The organism is Streptomyces sp. NPDC058685 (assembly GCF_042714725.1).
Lineage (GTDB): Bacteria > Actinomycetota > Actinomycetes > Streptomycetales > Streptomycetaceae > Streptomyces.
Genome location: NZ_JBHXSL010000009.1, coordinates 1 through 19,127 on the forward strand (window position 1 = coordinate 1; position 19,127 = coordinate 19,127).

General features: G+C 70.0%; 18 protein-coding genes, 1 tRNA gene and 1 pseudogene. 11 read left to right on the forward strand and 9 right to left on the reverse strand.

Annotated features, from left to right (window positions below):
- Positions 1–240, forward strand: a pseudogene (locus tag ACFWU3_RS10780) (AraC family transcriptional regulator); the annotation flags it as partial.
- 288 nt (positions 241–528) lie between these two features.
- A complete protein-coding gene (locus ACFWU3_RS10785; RefSeq protein WP_384434315.1) occupies positions 529–1,071 on the forward strand; it encodes a DUF4262 domain-containing protein in 543 nt (180 codons plus the stop codon).
- 124 nt (positions 1,072–1,195) lie between these two features.
- Here ACFWU3_RS10785 and ACFWU3_RS10790 read toward each other — a convergent pair whose 3' ends face one another.
- A complete protein-coding gene (locus ACFWU3_RS10790) occupies positions 1,196–1,600 on the reverse strand; it encodes a nuclear transport factor 2 family protein (protein WP_384434317.1) in 405 nt (134 codons plus the stop codon).
- Positions 1,601–1,994: 394 nt separating this feature from the next.
- Here ACFWU3_RS10790 and ACFWU3_RS10795 point away from each other — a divergent pair, with 394 nt between their 5' ends.
- From ACFWU3_RS10795 to ACFWU3_RS10805, 3 genes are all read left to right on the forward strand, one after another.
- Positions 1,995–2,435 (forward strand): VOC family protein, encoded by a 441-nt coding sequence (locus ACFWU3_RS10795; protein ID WP_384434320.1) that lies wholly within the window; start codon positions 1,995–1,997, stop codon positions 2,433–2,435.
- Between the two features lie 127 nt (positions 2,436–2,562).
- Entirely contained in the window at positions 2,563–3,060 is a 498-nt protein-coding gene (locus tag ACFWU3_RS10800; protein ID WP_384434322.1) for a hypothetical protein, read from the forward strand.
- Between the two features lie 620 nt (positions 3,061–3,680).
- Complete coding sequence (locus ACFWU3_RS10805; RefSeq protein ID WP_384434325.1) at positions 3,681–4,154, forward strand: hypothetical protein; 474 nt, start codon at positions 3,681–3,683, stop codon at positions 4,152–4,154.
- A gap of 591 nt (positions 4,155–4,745) precedes the next feature.
- Here the strand turns inward: ACFWU3_RS10805 and ACFWU3_RS10810 are convergent.
- Positions 4,746–4,820 (reverse strand) — tRNA-Val (locus ACFWU3_RS10810).
- 286 nt (positions 4,821–5,106) lie between these two features.
- Here ACFWU3_RS10810 and ACFWU3_RS10815 point away from each other — a divergent pair.
- The 4 genes from ACFWU3_RS10815 to ACFWU3_RS10830 all read left to right on the forward strand — a co-directional run bounded on the left by ACFWU3_RS10815 (position 5,107) and on the right by ACFWU3_RS10830 (position 8,712).
- Complete coding sequence (locus tag ACFWU3_RS10815) at positions 5,107–5,916, forward strand: DUF4097 family beta strand repeat-containing protein (protein WP_384434328.1); 810 nt, start codon at positions 5,107–5,109, stop codon at positions 5,914–5,916.
- Between the two features lie 71 nt (positions 5,917–5,987).
- Entirely contained in the window at positions 5,988–7,367 is a 1,380-nt protein-coding gene (locus tag ACFWU3_RS10820) for a hypothetical protein (RefSeq protein ID WP_384434331.1), read from the forward strand.
- A 307-nt stretch (positions 7,368–7,674) separates the two neighbouring features.
- Positions 7,675–8,481: a DUF4383 domain-containing protein gene (locus ACFWU3_RS10825; RefSeq protein WP_384434334.1), complete on the forward strand. Its 807-nt coding sequence runs from the start codon at positions 7,675–7,677 to the stop codon at positions 8,479–8,481.
- Between the two features lie 9 nt (positions 8,482–8,490).
- Positions 8,491–8,712 (forward strand): zinc ribbon domain-containing protein, encoded by a 222-nt coding sequence (locus tag ACFWU3_RS10830; RefSeq protein WP_384434337.1) that lies wholly within the window; start codon positions 8,491–8,493, stop codon positions 8,710–8,712.
- 137 nt (positions 8,713–8,849) lie between these two features.
- On the opposite strand, the gene ACFWU3_RS10835 is transcribed toward ACFWU3_RS10830, so the two are convergent.
- Together ACFWU3_RS10835 and ACFWU3_RS10840 are read right to left on the reverse strand one after the other, a co-directional pair.
- Positions 8,850–9,614 (reverse strand): response regulator, encoded by a 765-nt coding sequence (locus ACFWU3_RS10835; protein WP_384434340.1) that lies wholly within the window; start codon positions 9,612–9,614, stop codon positions 8,850–8,852.
- Positions 9,605–10,750, reverse strand: a complete 1,146-nt coding sequence (locus ACFWU3_RS10840; RefSeq protein WP_384434344.1) for a sensor histidine kinase — start codon at positions 10,748–10,750, stop codon at positions 9,605–9,607. The genes ACFWU3_RS10835 and ACFWU3_RS10840 overlap by 10 nt, the downstream gene beginning before the upstream one ends.
- Before the next feature lie 110 nt (positions 10,751–10,860).
- On the opposite strand from ACFWU3_RS10840, the gene ACFWU3_RS10845 reads away from it, so the two are divergent.
- Positions 10,861–11,496, forward strand: coding sequence for a DedA family protein (locus ACFWU3_RS10845; protein ID WP_384434347.1), 636 nt, complete (start codon positions 10,861–10,863; stop codon positions 11,494–11,496).
- Between the two features lie 46 nt (positions 11,497–11,542).
- Here ACFWU3_RS10845 and ACFWU3_RS10850 read toward each other — a convergent pair whose 3' ends face one another.
- From ACFWU3_RS10850 to ACFWU3_RS10860, 3 genes are read right to left on the reverse strand one after another with little or no spacing between them, the layout of a single operon-like run.
- Entirely contained in the window at positions 11,543–12,379 is an 837-nt protein-coding gene (locus tag ACFWU3_RS10850; protein WP_384434350.1) for an HAD family hydrolase, read from the reverse strand.
- Complete coding sequence (locus ACFWU3_RS10855; protein WP_384434353.1) at positions 12,376–14,919, reverse strand: phosphoribosyltransferase; 2,544 nt, start codon at positions 14,917–14,919, stop codon at positions 12,376–12,378. Before ACFWU3_RS10855 ends, ACFWU3_RS10850 begins: the two co-directional genes overlap by 4 nt.
- Positions 14,920–16,083, reverse strand: a complete 1,164-nt coding sequence (locus ACFWU3_RS10860) for an HpcH/HpaI aldolase/citrate lyase family protein (RefSeq protein WP_384434356.1) — start codon at positions 16,081–16,083, stop codon at positions 14,920–14,922.
- A gap of 186 nt (positions 16,084–16,269) precedes the next feature.
- Here ACFWU3_RS10860 and ACFWU3_RS10865 point away from each other — a divergent pair, with 186 nt between their 5' ends.
- On the forward strand, positions 16,270–17,037 hold the full coding sequence (locus ACFWU3_RS10865; RefSeq protein ID WP_384434359.1) for a TerD family protein: 768 nt from the start codon (positions 16,270–16,272) through the stop codon (positions 17,035–17,037).
- A 100-nt stretch (positions 17,038–17,137) separates the two neighbouring features.
- On the opposite strand, the gene ACFWU3_RS10870 is transcribed toward ACFWU3_RS10865, so the two are convergent.
- Together ACFWU3_RS10870 and ACFWU3_RS10875 are read right to left on the reverse strand one after the other, a co-directional pair.
- Positions 17,138–17,875, reverse strand: coding sequence for a Tellurium resistance (locus ACFWU3_RS10870; protein ID WP_313946521.1), 738 nt, complete (start codon positions 17,873–17,875; stop codon positions 17,138–17,140).
- Between the two features lie 114 nt (positions 17,876–17,989).
- Positions 17,990–19,120, reverse strand: coding sequence for a DUF475 domain-containing protein (locus tag ACFWU3_RS10875; RefSeq protein WP_313946520.1), 1,131 nt, complete (start codon positions 19,118–19,120; stop codon positions 17,990–17,992).
- Positions 19,121–19,127: the final 7 nt, after the last annotated feature.

Consider the following 19,127-nt stretch of genomic DNA (forward strand, 5'->3'; position numbering starts at 1 on the left):
CCCTTTGTCGAGGCCCTCGACGTCACCGTGCTGGACACGCCGTTCCACTCCGAGGGGAACATCGCCACGGCGGGCGGCTGCCTGGCGTCCCAGTATCTTGCGACGTGGGTGATGACGCGAACGGTCGGGGAGGACGTGGCACGTGGTGTCCTCGACTACGTGGCCCCGGTCGGCGAGAACCAGGAAACGGTGGAGCGGGCGCTGCGGGCCGTGCACGCGGGCGAGGTGGCGGTGCACTGAGCGCCGGCGTGGTGCGCGGGCGGGAGGTGGGACGTCGTGGCGTACCGGCCATCGTCCCAACCGGCGCGTGAGCGCATGCAACACCCCCTGTTCTTCGGCTACTCGGCCCCATGGCGTACCTGCCGTCGCAAGGCCTGTCCATCGCCCCTCCACGGCACAGGGCCCGGACGGCTCACACGATCGCCCAACGCATCGCCGCCACGCCGGCTCCCGACCACCGATCCCCGACTTCGGCCAGGGGGGCGCCCCAGGGACACCCATCGGCGGCGTGCGGCTTAGTCTCCTCGGATGGACGAGTCCCCTTGCTTCTGCCTCCTGTGTGCCCCGACCGAATGGGGCGGCCCCGTGTCGGAGGTACGCGATCGCCATATCGCGAAGAACGTCGCCGACTACGGTTGGCACGTCATGGGTGTGGCCGGCGGTGACTCTCCTGGTGACTGGGGCTACTCCATCGGCCTCTGGCACACACTGCGCAGCCCCGAAATAGGCGTGTTCGGCCTTCCCTCGCAGACTGCGATGCGCGTGGTGAACGCCGCCGGGGCAGCTGTCCGGGACGGCGATCCTCTCGCGCTCGACCAGCGCCGGGGAGACGTCCTGAACGGCCACGACGTGGTCATCCGGCCCGTGGACCCAAGCTGGTACCACGACTTCTTCGGTGCAGGTATCGACTTCTACCAGAGCCCTCCCCTGCCGATCGCGCAGCTCTTTTGGCCGGACAAGGCAGGACGGTTCCCCTGGGACGACGGAGTGAACGAGCACTGCCGCGCGAGCCAACCGCTGCTCTGGGTTCCGAAAAACGAGACCGAGGGCCCATGGGCGGAGATCACATGAGGTCTGGAAGAGACTTCGGGCGGGAGCTGCCATGGGGCGAGCGATCGGGGGCACGTCACGTGATATTCGCCGCCTCGGCTGCCCGGTCGGTCATGCGGTTCGTCCGGGCATCACCGCCGGACGATCAGTCGCCGAAGTAGGCCTTCGCGACGGCGTAGGTGTCCTCGTAGAGGTGGTAGCGGGTGATCCGCCCGTCCTGGACCGTGGTGTGCAGGGCGAACCCGGTGTCGATGTCCCGGCCCGTCTTCTTGACCTCGGAGACCATGTGCCCGATGAACACCACGTCGTCGCCCTGAGAGATGACGTGGAGAAGGTCGAACTCCTTGGGCTGTACATGGGTCTGCAAGAGCTCGAAGAAGGTCCGCATACCTTCCGCCGAGTCGACCTCCGGCACCCAGGGAATGCCCGGCGGATGCGGGATCGAGAACGACACCGAGTCGGCGAACAGCGCCGCCGCCTCGTCTGTCTTCCCCTCGCCTAGCAGCGGGAACAAGCGTTGCACGGTCTGGGCCGGCGACTCTGCTGTCATGTGTGTCGATGCTAGCGGGGAGGACGCATCCGGAACATAACCGGACGCATCGGCCCGGGACCAGAACACGGCCGCTCACATCGATGAGCCGATCCGCCGAGTTCGGCCGGCCGCTCCCCGGGGACCCCGACGCGCCCTCTGGCATGTCAGCGGCACTGGAGGCCGAGCACGCTTGCTCTGGTCTGTACCTCGCACAGCACAGCAACCAAGCGGGCCTTCATGGGAGCCGCTCTCACCGTGCTGGCGGCGGATTGGCACCCAGGGACGGATCCCACCTGAGGCGCTGCCCAGAATTTCGGAGTCCTGCGGTCCGCGGATGTCGAGAACGTGCCACCAGCTCCGTCCCAGGGACATCAGCGGCCATCACCGGCCGCACGAGGAAGGAGAATCCAGCATGGCGATTCAGCGGATGGACAACGTCGGCATCGTCGTCGAGGACATGGATGCCGCCATCGCGTTCTTCGTGGAACTCGGTATGGAGCTGGAGGGCAGGGCGGAGGTCGAGGGCCGCGTCGCCGACCAGTGCACCGGACTTGACGGCGTCCACTGTGACATCGCGATGGTCCGGACCCCCGACGGTCACAGCCGGCTCGAGCTGGCGAAGTACCGCAGCCCCGCCGTGATCAGCGACGGACCGCGCAACCGGCCGCACAACATTCTGGGCACGCACCGCGTCATGTTCGCCGTCGACGATCTCGAGGACACCGTTGCCCGCCTGCGCCCCCACGGCGCCGAACTCGTCGGCGAGATCGCCCGGTTCGAGGACAGCTATGTGCTCTGCTACCTCCGCGGCCCGGAGGGCATCATCGTCGGACTGGCCGAGCAACTGCGCTGAGAAAGAGAAGCCGAACCAGGCAGCCGAAAGGAAGCCATGTACCGGTCACTCTGGCACGGATCTGGCACGACCCCGTCGGCAGGCCGGCCAACTGGGCTAGTTTCTGGGGGTGGATTGGATATCTCCGTTGAGCACCTTGGCCGGTGCCATCGTCGGTGTGAGTTCTGCATTGATCGCTGAACGGATCCGGTGGCGTCGTGACAACGAGAAGGAGACCGCGCAGACCCGCAGAGGCGTTTACTCCGAGTTCCTCATGGCTCTCAGCCAGAGTCACTCGGACATGAGGTCCGTGATCCTCCAAGGTGATGCGTCGTCGACTGAGGTCCGTTACGGCCTCCTCCACCAGGCGCTAGATGGCTCAGGCGTGTGGAGACTCCGTCAAAGCCTGTCGTTGACTGCGCCGGCCGAGATTATTCAATTGGCGGTGAGCACCTGCGATGCGCTTACGGCCATGAGAGACGTGCTCATCGAAATCCCTGACGTGAGGAACGATGCCTACCTGCGTTCCAGGGCAGAGCTCTGGCGCACGAACGCCAACCTCCGCGAGACCATGCGTCGAGATCTAGGCATGGACGGCCCGCCGGACCCAGAGGTCGGTCTGTACCGCTTTCCGGCTCCTCCGTGAACAGGTGGTGCCGGCAGACCGGACAGGGCTCCGGACACGGTGCCACAGCCTTCCCGTGCTTCCCGGTACTGCCGCGCACGCCAGTTGACGGTGGCTATCTGCTCCATCCTGCACGGGGCAGCGCCGACACCTGTCTTGTAAGTTCACCCGGACCTCTGCCACCCCGGGTCGCACCCTCGACGACGCGGCTGCGGCCAGCCTCCCGTTGTTGCTCCTGTTCACCGTCGTCGACGTCTGGTTCGAGGCCGCATAAAGCGCGTCGAAGCTGAGCTGTTCACGGACGGTGGGAACCGCCCAGGTGCTGACCTGGGCAACGCTGGCTTTGTGTCCATGGCGTCCCAGAGCCCCGGCTGGCAGCCGCCGTTCCCCGTGAGTCCCCCGCTCCATCTGGCACGCTGTGGCCCGGCTGACCCTCTTGATGGGAGCCATCGGCGGGGCCAATATGCGGCGGCGCAGCACCGTGGTTGCAGTATGTCCAATCCGTTGTGCAGAAGATCACGTCGCGCCAGACTTCATATATGGACGCAGGGTTGGCAGCCGTGTTGGGGGCAAGTGTGGGCGCTATAGGGACTGGAGGGGCAGCTGTTACAGCGGCGTTGCTCACGCGCTCACAGGCGCGTATGCAGCTCCACGCCGAGCATCTACGAGCACTTCGGGAACCTCGGAAGAGCGCGTATGTCGCCTACGCCGAGTGCTGGAAGAAGCGGTTCAACCTCATCGAGCAGTCCTGGAGCGACCTGTATGTAGCTGACCGACATCCCGGTACCCAGGTCGCTGAAGGCTTGTTGGTGTCGGCGGCCGCTACCCGTAGCGAAGCCATAGACATGTCGGCAGCCATGGGGCCCGTGCAAGCGGTCGTCTATGTCGAGGGCCCTCGCGAAGTTACGCATGCATCAGTTACTGCTTCGTCGAGGCTTGTTGACCTGATCAGCCTTGTGCGTGACTCCAGTGCAGCTGTTCAGAATGGCGAGCCCGCAGAGGAGCATGCAGCTTCTTTCGAACCCGCACGCAACGCTGCATACAACAGCTACCTTGATTTTCTGTATGCGGCATCGGATGCGCTGGGGTCCGACCTGTTGCCTTCCACGTCGTGAGTGGCAGAGCTGCTTTGGCCAGGAGCTGCCACGGGGCGAGAGGTCAGAGCCCATAGGCGTTCAGCGCCTCGGGCAGTCTGTGGACCTGTCTGCTGAAGCCCGATGTGGGCCCCGATCTTCGAGGCTCGCCAATGGCGGCTGCCGAAAGCCGCAGAGCCGACCGCCCCAGCCACAGCGGGTGTTCCCCGACGTTCGCCCGCATGCACACAGCGGGGCGGCGAGCCCGGCCAGCCGGGGCGGAGAGACATGAAGCACGCCGGACCTCTGGGCAGCCCGCGCCCGCGCCGTGCGCCGGCCTTGAACCCGTAGAGAAGATCTCTACTCACTGCCTCCGCGGGCCCATGGCTACGTCGAGCCGCAGCGACTCAGTCTCAGTCATGGTGCCCGCTTCTTCATCCCGCGGTATGTCTTTGCCGCTGTGCCCTAGAGATCCCGCCTCCCAGGCGTGCACGTCGCACGGGCATCCCCGGGACGGTTGATGTGGACTCGATCTGGCATGACGCCCGGCCTCCGCCCTCGCGGCTGAGGAACGAGGAAGGCCCAGGCTCCCGGTTCAGTACCGGTGACCTGGGCCTTTATCGTGCTTCCTGCTGGTGGGCGCGGACGGTTTCGAACCGCCGACATCTGCTTTGTAAGAGCAGCGCTCTACCCCTGAGCTACGCACCCGTGGATGAGTGAACAGGGTACATGGCCCACTGGCCCGCCCCGCAAACCCGTTTCCCGCCCGGCACCGCCTCCGCCCGGCACCACCTCCGCCCCGCGCCACGGGCCCTCGCCGGCCCGCCCACGGGGGCTACCCCCACCCCCGACCCGGTGGTCGGCCGGATCGTACGCGTCGCCCCCTCGCTCCTACCGTGAGAGCGCGTCGGCGGCGCGCAGTCGAGCGCACCGCGCCGCACGACACGCATCGCACGCACCGCACCGCACCGCATCCACAGGGGGAATGATCACCATGGCCGCTCACACCGGTACCCGCGTCACCACCGCTCGCGCCTCCGCGCGGCGTCGTCTCCGGGCCGCCGTCGTCGGGGGTGGGGTCGCCGGGTTGGTCGTCGTGCTGGCGGGGTGTGGGGGTGCCGAGGCCGAGGATGCTCCCGTCGAGAGCAAGAAGTTTCCCCTCGCCGGGAAGACCCTCACCGTCGACAGCGACGACTCCCGTATCGACCTCGTCGCCGCCGATGTGAAGGACGTCGAGGTGACCCGGCAGGTCGACGGGTGGGTCTTCCTCGGGAGCGGGCCCGAGGCGACGTGGAAGATGAAGGGGGACAGGCTCACCCTGCGGGTCAAGTGCGCTGCCGTCGCGAGTGACTGCGAGGCCCGGCACACCGTGAAGGTGCCGCGGGATGTCGCGGTGACCGTGGAGGACGACAACGGGGGTGTCCGCGCCGGCGGGTTCCGTACGCCGCTCACCATCCGGTCCGACAACGGGGCCGTCGAGGTGCGGGACTCCAGTGGGGCGCTGGATCTCGTGAGCGACAACGGCAAGGTCGTCGCGCAGGGCGTCACCGCGCGGACCGTGAAGGCGCGGTCGGAGAACGGAGGGGTGGAGCTCGGGCTCGCCGCCGTGCCGGACACCGTGGAGACCGTCAGTGACAACGGGCGGGTCGTCATCGAGCTGCCGCGCTCCGGGGCGCCGTACGCCGTGACCGCCAAGAGCGACAACGGCGGGGTCGATGTGGACGTGCCCACCGACGCCGGCAGCTCCCATGTCGTGAAGGCTCGCAGCGACAACGGCAAAGTGACGGTGCGAAGCGCGAACTAACCGACCCGTGTGTTCGTCACTACCTGGTGGGAGAATGAACCGGGTACGGCGACACGGCACGGGAGAGGGATGTGACGGCGACACACGCGCAGCCGCACGAAAGAGCGAAAGCGAGTGCCGTCCGGGATGTCCTCGCCCTGGTGCTGCTGCCTGTGCCGATGGTGGCCGTGGCGCTGTCGGGTGTGATGTCGGGATCGTTCGCCGGCGGGGGTACGCGGCGCTGGTTCGGCGGGCGCGGGGAGAGTCAGCGGGCCGACGCGCAGGCCGCGAAGGACGCCGCAGCCGCCGCCTTCTACGAGCTGGACACCGCGCAGCGCGATCTGCGGATCTCCATCGAGACGATCACGGCCGTGGACAGTTCGCCCGGGGCCCGTCGGACGGTGGACGACTTCGCCGCCCTCGGGCGGCGTATCGATGAGGTGAGCCAGCTCTACATCACCGCCGTCGACGCCCATGACCTCGATCGCGACGATCTCGAACCCTCCGTCGCCTCGCAGGCGCGCGGGGAGCTGAACCGTGCGAAGGACGAGCTGGTACGGGTCAAGGGCGAACTCGACCGGTTCGCCGCGGGGCTCGGGCCGCTGCTCGACAAGGCCGAGACACAGCTGGCCCGGCTCGCCCCCGCCGTGGAGCGCGCGCGACAGGCGCTCCTTTCTGCGAGCAATGCTCTCGATTCGGTGCGCGGCTCCGGTCTGCGAGCGGAGGATCTGGCCGCCCGGCTCGCCGCCCTCGCCCCCGAGCTGACCATGCTCAACCAGGGTGCCGGGCGCCACGGCGTCGCCGAGACCCTCCAGCGCGCCGACCGGGTGATGCGCGACGCCGAGGCCGTACGGGCCGAGGCCGAGCGGCTGCCCGAGCTCGCCGCGGAGATCGACAAGCGCCTGGTGTCACTGCGTACGCGCGCCCAGGCCCTCACCACCCGTGCCGGCACCGTCGACCCCGTCCTCAGCGAGCTGCGGCGCCGTTTCTCCGCCGCCTGCTGGCAGGACCTCCAGCCGGTGCCCGACCAGGCCGCGAACAGTGTGCGGCAGGCCGAGGAGAGGCTCCGCGAGGCGGCGAAGGCACGCGAGGAGCAGCGCTGGCCGGACGCGACCGCCCTCCTCAGCACGGTCCGCGCCCTCCTGAACAGCACCGACGAGGCGGTCTCGGCCGCCGGTGACCGGCTCCAGCGGCTGAACGCCGTGTCCAAGGACCCGCAGCACGAGATCGACCGCACGCGCTTCGCCATTCGCGATGCCCAGCGGCTCGCGATGGCCGGGCGCAACACGCCCGATCCCCGTCATGCCCGGCCGCTGGACGACGCGGTCGCCCGGCTGGACCGTGCCGTCACCGGCCTCGAAGGGCGTCACCCCGACTACTGGCACTTTCTGATGGAGACGGAAGCCGTACGGCGTACGGCGGCCCGCGTGGTCGACCAGATCCGGGAGGACCGGGGCGCCCACAGCGGCTGACCGGCGGATCGGGCCCTGCACCTCCGCCGGGCCCCGAGGCGTTCCCTGTGCCCGCCGGGCCGCGCCCGCCCTCCGTACCGCCCCCCGACCGGCCCAGTGGGCCCCCGCTGGCACCCGGCCCCACCGGCCCGCCCTCCGTACCGCCCCCCGACCGGCCCAGTGGGCCCCCGCTGGCACCCGGCCCCACCCACCAGCCCCAGGCGCCCCCGCCCCCGGCCGCACCCACGCGCCCCCGGCCCACTGAGTTGAAGCCCTCCGGTCGCAGGCGGATGCTGGAAGAACGCGTACGTCCTCAAGGAGGCCGGACATGGCCGCTCACGTGCTGCACGGCAGAAGCCGGAACACGTCCGGAGGCAAGCACCTCCGGTTCGACGATCACCTTCCTGTCGACCACCGCCTCAGCCGCGTCTACCGCGTCGGTGCCGGACTGATGGGGCTGATCCTGATCGCCTTCGGCATCCTCGGGCTGATCGACAAGATCGGCTTCTTCGACACCGACGGTGACAAGGTCGCCGGTCTGAGCACGAACGGCGCGCTGAGCGTCCTCTCCATCTGCGTGGGAGCGCTGCTCCTCGTCGGCATGGTCATCGGCGGCAATGTCGCCTCGACGCTGAACATGGTCCTCGGCGTCCTCTTCGTCGCGAGCGGCTTCATCAATCTCGCCCTGCTGGACACCGACTTCAACCCACTCGCCTTCGAGATCCAGAACGTGCTGTTCAGCTTTGTGGTGGGGCTGATGCTGATGACGTTCGGGATGTACGGCAGGGTCAGCTCGACGTTGCCGCACGACAACCCGTACTGGCGCGCGCGGCATCCCGAAGAGGCCGCGCGGGAACTCCACGCCGGTCGCCGGGCCGAAGCGAGGGCGGTGCAGGGGAAGGGGACGGAGCGGGAGCCGGCCGGCCTCGCCACCGGCACCCGTCAGGGACCGGCCACCACCGGCACCCGTCAGGGACCGGCCACCACCGCCACCACCGGTACACCCGGAACCACCCGCACTCCCGGCACCACCGGTACGCACGGCGGCGCCCAGGACTCCGCCCCCGGAGCCCCCGGAGCCCCCGGAGCCTCCGAGTCCCGGCGGGACCCGCCGGGCCCGCGGCCGACCGCGTAGCCTGAGGCCATGCCCCGTTACGAATACCGCTGCCGCAGCTGCGGCGACACCTTCGAGGTCAGCCGGCCGATGGCCCGGTCCGCCGATCCGGCGAGTTGCCCGGCCGGCCACGAGGACACCGTGAAGCTGCTGTCCACCGTCGCCGTCGGCGGTACGAAGTCCTCGTCACCCGCGCCCGCTCCCAGCGGTGGCGGGGGTGGCGGCTGCTGCGGTGGCGGTTGCTGCGGCTGACGGACGACCACCCGGACGCGCCCGCGGACCACACCCCGCGGGCGCCCGGCACGTCCTGAGCACTCGGCGCACCGCATGAACCGGGACGACGCCCACCACCCCGCACCTCACGAACCCCGATGCCTCAGCACCCCACCTCACGAACCCAGATACCTCAGCACCGCCAGCACCCGACGTGAGTAGCCCGTCGTGCCCGTCAGGCCGAGCTTGTCGAAGATCGCGTTGATGTGTTTCTCCACCGCGCTCTGCGAGACATGGAGATGCGCGGCGATCGACGCGTTGGTGTGCCCCTGCGCCATCTCCCCCAGCACGTCACGCTCCCTCGCCGTCAGCCGGGACAGCGGGTCCGTACGGCTGCTGCGGGCCAGGAGCTGGCGGACCACCTCGGGGTCGAAGGCCGCCCGCCCCCGGCCCACCCGCTCCAACGCGTCCAGGAACTCGTCCACTTGGACCACCCGGTCCTTGAGGAGGTAGCCGACACCCTGATGGCCCGCGCCCTGACCCGCGCCCTGATGGCCCACGCCCCGATGGCCCACGCCCCGATCGCTCGCGCCCTGGTGCCCGGCCCGGTGGCCCGCTCCCTGACCCACGCCCTGAGGGCTCTCCGGGTCCGGGGTCAGCAGCTCGGTCGCGTACCGCTTCTCCACGGACTGCGACAGCACCAGAACACCCACCTCCGGCCGCCGTCGGCGGATCTCCAGGGCGGCGCGCAGGCCCTCGTCGGTGTGGGTCGGCGGCATCCGGACGTCCGCGACGACCACGTCCGGCGTGTGCGCCTCGACGGCCGCGAGCAGTTGTTCCGCGTCGCCGACCGCCGCGAGGACCTCGTGGCCCTCCTCCGCGAGCAGGCGTACGAGTCCCTCCCTCAGCAGGGTCGAGTCCTCGGCCAGGATTACGCGCACGGCAGCTCCGCGGTGATCTCGGTGGGTCCTCCGGCCGGGCTGTGCACCGCGAACCGGCCGTCGAGCGCGGCGACCCGGCCCGCGAGGCCGAGCAGTCCGCCGCCCGTCGGGTCGGCGCCGCCCGAGCCGTCGTCCTCGACGCGCAGCCGCAGCGTCCGGGCGCCGGGCTCACGTCGCAGGGTGACGGCGATACGCGTGGCGCCGGAGTGCTTGACCACGTTGGTGACGGCTTCGGAGACGACGAAGTAGGCGACGGTCTGGACCTGGCGGCCGGGAGGTTCGTCGACGGTGTAGTCCAGGTGCACGGGCAGCGGGGTGCGTTCCGCGACGGTCTCCAGGGCGGCGCGCAGTCCGGCTTCGTCCAGCACGGTCGGGTAGATGCGCCAGGCGACCTCGCGCAGCTCGGCCAGGGCGCGACGGCTCTCCTCGTGGGCCTGGAGCAGGAGTTGGCCGGCGCGTTCGGTGTCGCGGCTGCGCCGTGCGCGGCCGATGAGCATGCCGAGGGCGACGAGGCGTTGCTGGACGCCGTCGTGGAGGTCGCGCTCGATGCGACGGCGCTCGTCGTGGACGGCGTCCATCATCTCGGCCCGGCTGGTGGCGAGTTGGGTGATGCGCCGCTCCAACTCGTCCTGATGGCTGGGGCCGAGGAGACGCCCGGCCAGCTGCCCTTCCAGCAGGGCGGTGCCGAAGACGGCCTGGGCGGTGAGGAAGACGAGGAACAACCCGGCCAGACCGGTGGCGACGACCGCCCAGGGGTATTCGATGCCGTGGAAGAACCAGCCGAACAGACCGAATCCGACGTAGAGGATGCCGGTCGCCATGCAGAACAGCACGAGACCGCCGAGCAGCCCGAGGGGCCAGCGGGCCACGACGTAGCGCAGGGCGCGCCCGTCGTCGTAGGTGTCGGAGATCCGTACACCGAGGAAGCGGCTCAGGCGGCGCCGCTCGGTGTCCGCGATCCCCGCGGCGATCGCGCCGAGCCGTCGCAGCACGGCGCGGCGGCCGCGCGGCCATGCGAGGACGAGCAGCAGGGACAGGCCGGCCGGCAGGGCGAGGAGCAGTTCGGCGACGGCGGTCGCGGCCCCGAGGGCCAGCCCCACCGTGTACCGCGCTCCCCGTACCGCCACCGCCCTCATGATCGGTCACGCTAGCCGGTCAGGCACGGCTCGCACACTGCGGAAAACCGCAGGATGGTGTGCGGCGGCCTTCAGTCTCTCTTCAGCTTCGGCTGCCTAGCGTGGCCCGCATGGAAACCGCGATCGAAAGCAGCGCTCCGGGCTGGGTCAACGGCCTGATGGACACCCTGGGCGCCCCGGGGGCGGGCATCGCCATCGCCCTGGAGAACCTCTTCCCTCCGCTGCCCAGCGAGGTGATCCTGCCGCTGGCGGGCTTCGCGGCGAGCACCGGGCAGATGAACCTGATCGCGGCCCTTCTGTGGACGACGGCGGGCTCGGTGATCGGGGCGCTCGCGCTGTACGGGGTCGGCGCGCTGCTCGGCAGGGACCGTACGGTCGCCATCGCCGCGAAGCTGCCGTTGCTGAAGGTCGCCGACATCGAGCGGACGGAGGCGTGGTTCGCGCGGCACGGGGCGAAGGCGGTGTTCTTCGGAAGGATGATCCCGATCTTCCGGTCGCTGATCTCGGTTCCGGCCGGCGTGGAGCGGATGTCGCTGCCGCTGTTCCTGGGGCTGACGACGCTGGGCAGCGCGATCTGGAACACCGTCTTCATCCTCGCCGGCTACCTGCTCGGCGAGAACTGGCAGGACGTGACCGGCTATGTGTCCACCTACTCGACGGTCGTGCTGGTGGCCGCGGCGCTCGGGGTGGTGGCCTTCATCGGCGTACGCCTGCGCAAGCGGGGCACCGGGGTACGGCGCCGCTGACCGACCGGGCGGCGGGGGCGGCGGAACACCACCTCCCCCGCCCCGGTCAGGCCGCCGGCAGCGACGCCACCGGGCCGATCGCGCCGAGCAGCCGCCGCAGGATCTCCTCGCCCGCCGCGACGCCCGTCTCCTCCAGCACCTCGACGTTCGCCGCGCGCCAGCCGCTGTCGGCGAGTTCGCCGTGGCCGGGCCGCCAGCCGCGGTCCGCGGCGTGCAGCAGGTCGGCGTCGAGGAGGGAGTCCCCGGCGGCGAGGATCTGCTCGGCGCCGGTGCGCCGGGCGACCTCACGGACCGCCGCGCTCTTGGTGAGCGGTTGCGGTACGGCGTAGATCTTGCGGCCCTGGAGGGAGACGGCCCAGCCGTGGGGCGCCGCCCATTCGGCGAGCTCCTTGACCCAGCCGTCGGGCAGCAGGGCGCGCTCGACGACGAGATACGCGAAGAGATCCTCGGCGACGCGTTCCTTGAGCAGCCAGGCCGGATCCGACGCGGCGACGAGATGGGCGCGGACCTCGTCCAGCGAGGCGCACTCGTCGCCGAGGCGGGCGGCCACCTGCCGCTGCCAGTCGGGGTCGGAGACACCGTCGACGAGGATGTGCCCGCCGTTGGCGCAGATGGCGAACTGCGGTGTGGGGCCGGGGAGGTGGATCCGGCCGTACTGCTCGCGGGTACGGGTCGTGGTCGGCACGAAGACGCCGGCCGCGGCGAGTTCGGGCAGCAGCCCGGCGGCCGTCTCGGTGATGTACGACAGGGGCTTGCCGCCGTACACCTCCACGCAGAGCAGCCGGGGGGCGTCGGCGTCCGGCATCGTGAGCTGGAGCGCCGCGCTGGAGTAGATGAGTGTGCGGTCGAGGTCGCTGGCGACGAGGGTGGGCGCGGCGCTCACGGCGTCGTCACCGCCTTGCCGTCGGCGCCGGTCGCGCCGCGCGTGTACTGGGGGTGGATCAACCCGACACAGCTGTACGGCAGTTCGTCGACCTCCTCGACCGGTACGCCGCGGTGCTCGGCCAGCAGCCGTACATGGTCCAGGTCGGCGCCCGCGCCGCGCTTGGCGAGGATCTTCCAGGGGACGCGACGCAGCAGCACGCGGGTCGTCTCGCCCACGCCCGGCTTGACCAGGTTCACGTCGTGGATGCCGTACTCCTCGCTGATGCGCTCGACGGCCGCCCAGCCCTCCCAGGTCGGGGCGCGGTCGGCGGCCAGCAGCTCCTTGGCCTCGGCGTCGACCGCGCCGGCGACCTCGTCGAAGCGGGCGGCCACGGTGTCGAGGAAGTGGTTCGAGACGTCGGCGTCCGCGAGCTCGCGGTAGAACTTGGCGCCGTGGAAGTCGTCCGGGCCGACCAGGTCGGAGCGCAGGACGGTACGCGATATCAGGCCGGAGACCGTGGAGTTGAGGCACGCGGAGGGTATGAGGAAGTCCTCGCGGGTGCCGTAGGTGCGCACGCAGCCGCCGGGGTCGGCCAGTACGGCGATCTCCGGGTCGAAGCCCTCGAACTCGGCGACCGCGGTGGCCAGTTCGCGGGTGATCGCGCCCTTGCCGGTCCAGCCGTCGACGAACACGACGTCGGCGGGGTCGTGGTGCTGCTGGAGCCAGCGCAGGGCGTTGGCGTCGATGCCGCGGCCCCGCACGATGGACACGGCGTAGTGCGGCAGGTCGATGCCGTGCCGGTGCCGGGCCCAGCGGCGCATCAGCACCCCGACGGGGGTGCCGGCGCGGGCCAGCGACACCAGGACCGGGCGCGGGTGGGGGTCCGTCCCGCGCCGGCCGCGGCGCAGGGGGACCTCGGCGAGGACGGTCTCGGTGACGGTGCCGACGGCGCGGGCGATGCGGGCCGCGGAGGTGTCCAGCGCGGCTTTGAAGAGCTGCTGGTACTCGGCGCTCGGCTGGTACTCCACCGGCAGCGACTCGGCGTAGTGCGCGCCCCCGCTCTGGATGGCTTCCTCGCGCTCCTCGGTCGGCGCCTCCAGTGCGGCGTCCGAGAGGTCCTGGAGCAGCCAGCCGACCTCGTCGGGGGCGTAGGAGGAGAACGCGGGTCCGCGCAGGGGCTCGGGCAGCATGGACACCCTTCCGGGGGTGTGCGGGGTGTACGAGGTGTGCGGGGTGTACGAGGGCACGACGGCCAGCACGACGTGGGGCGTGTGGGCGGCCAGCTGTGCGAGCAGGCCGTCGGGGGCGTGCAGCCGGGGGGTGTCGGCCACGGAGTCCACGACCGCGACGACGGCGTCGAAGCCGCCGCCGGCGACGTTGTAGGCGTACCGCTCGCCGGGGCCGTCGGCCGGATCGTCGTGGGCGGGGAACACGAGCCGGGTGCGGATCGCGTAACCGGGGTCGTCGACGGCGAGGACGGGTGAGCGGGTGGTGGTGGAGTAGCGCACCTCGGCGTCGGCGATCCGCTCCAGGGCGGTGCCGAGACGCAGGGGCGCGTACATGAGCTCCTCGAACCCGAGAACGAGCACCCGCGGGCGCGGGCGTGCGGCGGCGCCATCCGCGGCCTCGGACGCCCCGGCCTCGGACGCCGACGGGAGGTCGAGAGCCCGCGCGATGCGGTGGGCCATCGCCGGGGCCTCGGCGTCCAGCCGGTCGCGGTGCTCGGGGGTGAAGCCGTGACGTCCGCCGTCGGGCACGCCCTCCGGCCACTCCAGCTCGACGCGCCGCACCTGACCGGACGGCCCCCCGGGAGTCTTTGGCGCCTCGCCGGTACGGGCCTCGTACTGCGCGACCAGGGCCTGCCCCTTCTCCAGCACGCCCTCCGGCAGGCTCACCGTCCCCGAGGCGAGCGGGACGAGGTCGACCCGCGCCCCGATCTCCCTCGCGAAGGACTCCAGCCGGGCCCTGTCCTGCTCCGTGCGCATGTCGACCAGCGCCACGATCACATAGCGGTCGCGCGGATAGCGTTCGTGCAGGTCACGGATGGTGTTGAGGACGGTGTTGCCCGTGGAGAACTCGTCGTCCACGAGGATCAGCGGTCCCTCGCCCGCCAGCAGGTCCGGATCCTCCGGCAGCAGCAGGTGCGAGGTGGCGTGGGAGTGGGACTCCTCGAAGCCTCCGGCGGGCTCCACACCCTCGACCGGGCGCCGGGTGGAGTGCAGATACGGCGCCAGAGCGACTCCGTCCGCCACCGAGTGACCGAGGCCGGTCGCCGTCTCCGCGTAGCCGAGGACGACCGCCCGGGCCGCTTCCTCGTCGCCCAGGAGCTTGCGCACCCGCTCACCGAGGCCGTACCCCGCGTCGTACACGACGGAGGGCGCCTGCGGCACATGCTTGCCCAGCACGTTCGACACGAGCAGATGTGCCCGCTTGGGATTGCGGCGCAGGGCCAGTCCCAGCAGGGCGGGCAGCTGCTCGTCTCCTCGGAGCCCGACGCCCAGCCGCTCCGCGACCCACGTTCCCGACCAGACCACGTCGACGTTCTCTTTCCTCGTCATTCAGCCGGCGAGCCCGGCCGCGAGCAGTTCCACGAAGCCGACCTCTTCCCGGGCGACCCCGAAGACCTCGGCGCGCAGCAGGGTGCGCTCGGCCCAGGCCCGGTGCGGCTTCACTTCGTTCATCTTGTTCGTATACGCGGAGCGCATCACTCCGCCTCCTTCCCGCTCCGGGCGAAGGATGTCCCGCGCATCGCTGAACTCCTCGTGACTGACAACCGACAGAGCGTGTACGGGCAGGACATGCGAGGGGTGGATGCAGGTCTTGCCCTGGAGGCCGTTGGCCCGGTCCAGCTCGATCTCGCGCAGCAGTCCGTCCAGGTCGTGCTCGATCAGCGCGGTGCGCAGCTCCTCCGCCCGGCCCTCCATGAAGGGGCTGCGGCGCAGCTGCGGCTTGAACATGCGCTCCTGGAGCCTGAAGTACTCCCACACCGGGCCGGTCACGGTGAATCCGGTGCCGTCGGCCCTTCCGAGGACGTTCACCACGTCGGCGATGACGGCGGCGACGATCTGTACGTCGTAGGCGGTCATGGCGGGTGCGCGGCGCAGCCCGTAGGCCGAGCAGAAGTCGGTGACGCCGAGCCGGAGCGCGAGGACGCGCTCGCGGTACTTGTCGACGGTGCGGGCGATCCCGGCGAGCGTCTCGGTGCGGGTCTCCAGATGGAGGAGTTCCGGGGATTCCAGGACGGGCATCGCGAAGAGCCGCTGTCCGGTGGCCGTCTCGGCGTCGGTGAGCGCCTCCAGGAAGGGCACTCCACGCTCATCCGTGAACTTGGGAAGTACGAATCCGGACAGATGCCGGACGGAGGAGCCGAGGCGCTGTGCCAGATCGGGGATCTGGCCGGGTTCCCGGACGCGGATGAAGAGGAGCGGGAGTTCGGCGCCGCGCTCGTCGAGGGCGGCGAACTGCCGGACCAGGTTGTCCTCGGCCGCCGGCACATCCGCGTCGTCGATGGAATCCTCCAGGCAGAGGACCATGGAGACCACTCCGTTGCCCGCCAGCTTGATCACGTCGTCGGCGAGGTTCGGACGGGTGGCCGGGCTGTAGAGCGTCGCGCCCAGCGCGGCCGCGAGCGTACGAGCGGGAGCGGCGGTGGTGAACTCGCACGGCTCCTGATGGAACAGACTGTCGCGTACGCCAGGCGGAAGGTGCCCGAAATGACGCATTGATTTCCCCCGTACTGCTCTGGCGGCCGAACTGGCGTGGCCGGTAATAGTACGTATGAATGTGTGTCAAAAGTTCCCCAAGCCTATGAACTCCAGGTAACCCGCTTGCACCATGCCCATGTCCTCGCCGGAGGACAAGGGGCCCCGCGTTGTCCGGGATGCCCCCGGGAGGGCAGGATGACGGGCATGACGCACGCGATGCTGAAGGGCTCGAACGTCCCTCTCGATGCCACGGCTGTACGGGCCGTGCTCCGCTGGACGCCGGGCGCCGGCGTCCCCGACGTGGACGCCTCGGCCCTGCTGCTCGGCCCGGACGCCCGTGTGCGCTCCGACGAGGACTTCGTCTTCTACAACCAGCCGCGCCATCCCTCGGGACTGGTGCGGCGGCTGCCGAAGAAGCGCGTCGCCGAGCATTTGACGGACACGGTCGAGGCGGATCTCTCCTCGCTCGACGCGTCGGTCGACCAGGTGGTGCTTGCCGCCTCCTCCGACGGCGACTCCTTCCAGCATGTACGCGATCTGCGGATACTGCTCTACGACGCCTCCCAGGCCGATGGTGAGCCGCTCGCCGTCTTCGATGTGAAGCCGGAGACCGGCGAGGAGACCGCGATCATCTGCGGTGAGCTGTACCGGCGCGGGGAACGGTGGAAGTTCCGCGCGGTGGGGCAGGGCTATCCGACCGGGCTGGTCGGCCTGGCCACCGATTTCGGCATCTCGGTGGACGAGGCCGAAGCGGCCGCGGACCCCTCGGCCCATCCCGCACCTCCGGCGCACCCGCCCGCGTACGGATTCCCGCAGCCCGCGGGCGCCCAGGCCCCCTACGGCTATCCGCAGCCGTCGTCGGGCCCGGCGCAGCCGGCGTACGGCTATCCGCAGCCGGCTCCCGCGGCCGCCTTCGCGCCCGATCCGAACTTCCGGCTGCCTCCGATGGGGCCGCAGTTCGTCCGTCCCTGACGCGGACGCCCGGGAACGGGAGACCGGCGGCGCTCCACGGAGCCCGTACGGACGGGCCCCGGACGGGCCCCTGCGCGCACGAGCCCGGTACGGGGGCGGCCTACACCCGCGTCTTGTAGCCGCGGCCCCACTGCAGTCCCCAGCCGTACAGCCGGTCGAGCTCCGCCTGGAAGCCGTAGACGAACTTCACCTCGCGGCGCACGATCAGCTCGCCCTTGATGTTCTCCATGGAGAACACCGCGCAGGAGCGGGCCTGCGGCGCCCGCTCGTCGAGCTCTATCTCGACCCGCGGCCCGTTGCTCGGGTAGAGCGTCACATGGGCGTGCGTGCGGTCGAAGGCGGGCGTCTGGTCGTAGATGTAGACGAAGAACAGCAGCCGCTTGATGGACTCGCGGTGGTCGAGGTTCACATAGACGGTCTCGCCCGAGGGGGAGCCGAACCGGTCGTCGCCGCTGAGCTTCACATAGGGCGCCTCGTTGATGGCGCCGAAGAAGCTGCCCAGCGGCTGCACCACGCCCTTGCTGCCGTCCACCAGCTCGTAGAGGCAGCCGAGATCGAGGTCCACATTGACCACGCCCTGGGTGTGGGCCTGGACCACATCGGGCTGGAAGAGCTTGAAGGGGTGGCGCAGCAGACGGCCGCTCTGCCGGGACCGGCCCTCGATGTCGGACGTCCGCATCCGCCAGGACAGGTTGACGCGCAGATTGCCGGTCGCGGCGCCCTGCTTGGTGAGTGACACCGACGGGTGCCGCTTGGTGAGTTCGATCGAGTTGGACGCGGCGCTGCCCGAGTCGAACTGCGCTGCCCTCCCCCGCCACAGACCGTCCCAGAAGGCCATACGTCCCACCCCAGTCGTATCGATGTGCCCCCGCTGCGTGACACGCAACGGGGCGGCGCCGAGGCCGGTGCCTCGAAGCCGCCCCGTTGAGAGCGTTCCTCAATCTCCGCCGGGTCACACCCCGGCGTCGACCGGCTCGCCCTTTTCCTCCTGGGCAGCGAGCGCCTTGTTGCGGCGCACCGAGGACCAGAAGGACGCGCCGATCAGGACGACGCCGATGAGACCGGTGATGATCTCGTTGATCTCGTACTGGATGGTGATGAGCAGGATCGCGGCGAGCGCGCCGATCGCGTAGTGCGCGCCGTGCTCCAGGTAGACGTAGTCGTCGAGCGTGCCCTGGCGGACCAGGTAGACGGTCAGCGACCGGACGTACATGGCGCCGATGCCGAGGCCCAGCGCCATGAGCACGATGTCGTTGGTGATGGCGAAGGCGCCGATGACGCCGTCGAACGAGAACGACGCGTCCAGGACCTCCAGGTAGAGGAACATGAAGAACGCGGCCTTGCCCGCGAGGACCACGGCGGACGGCTTCTTGCCGCTCGCCTTGGCCTTCTCCTCTTCCTCGTGTTCGCGCTCCTCCTCCTCTTCGAGCCTGTCCTCGAAGAAGCCGGAGAGTCCGCCGACGATGAGGTAGGTGATGAGGCCGGCGACGCCGGCGAGCAGCACCGTGGACGACTTGTCGACGTGGGTGCCGCCGTGCTGGTGGGCGTGGGTCGCGACGGTCACCGCGCTGATCGCCAGGACGATCAGGGCGATGCAGACCGACAGCATGTCGATCTTGCCGAGCTTGGCCAGCGGGCGCTCGAGCCAGCCGAGCCACTTGATGTCACGGTCCTCGAAGATGAAGTCGAGGAAGATCATGAGCAGGAACATGCCACCGAACGCGGCGATCGACGGATGTGCGTCGGTCACCAGCTGCTGGTACTGGTCCTTGTCATTGAGTGCGAGGTCGACCGCCTCGATGGGGCCGAGCTGGGCGCTGACGGCGACAATGACGACGGGGAAGACGAGTCGCATGCCGAAGACGGCGATGAGAATGCCGATGGTGAGGAAGATCTTCTGCCAGAAGGCACTCATCTTCTTCAGGATTCCGGCGTTGACCACCGCGTTGTCGAACGACAGCGAGATCTCGAGGACGGACAGGATCGCTACGACACCGAAGGCCGTCCACCCGCCGTAGAGCACCGCCGCGACCAGGCCGAGCGCGGTCACCGCGAACGACCAGCCGAAGGTTTTCAGAACCACTGGTACC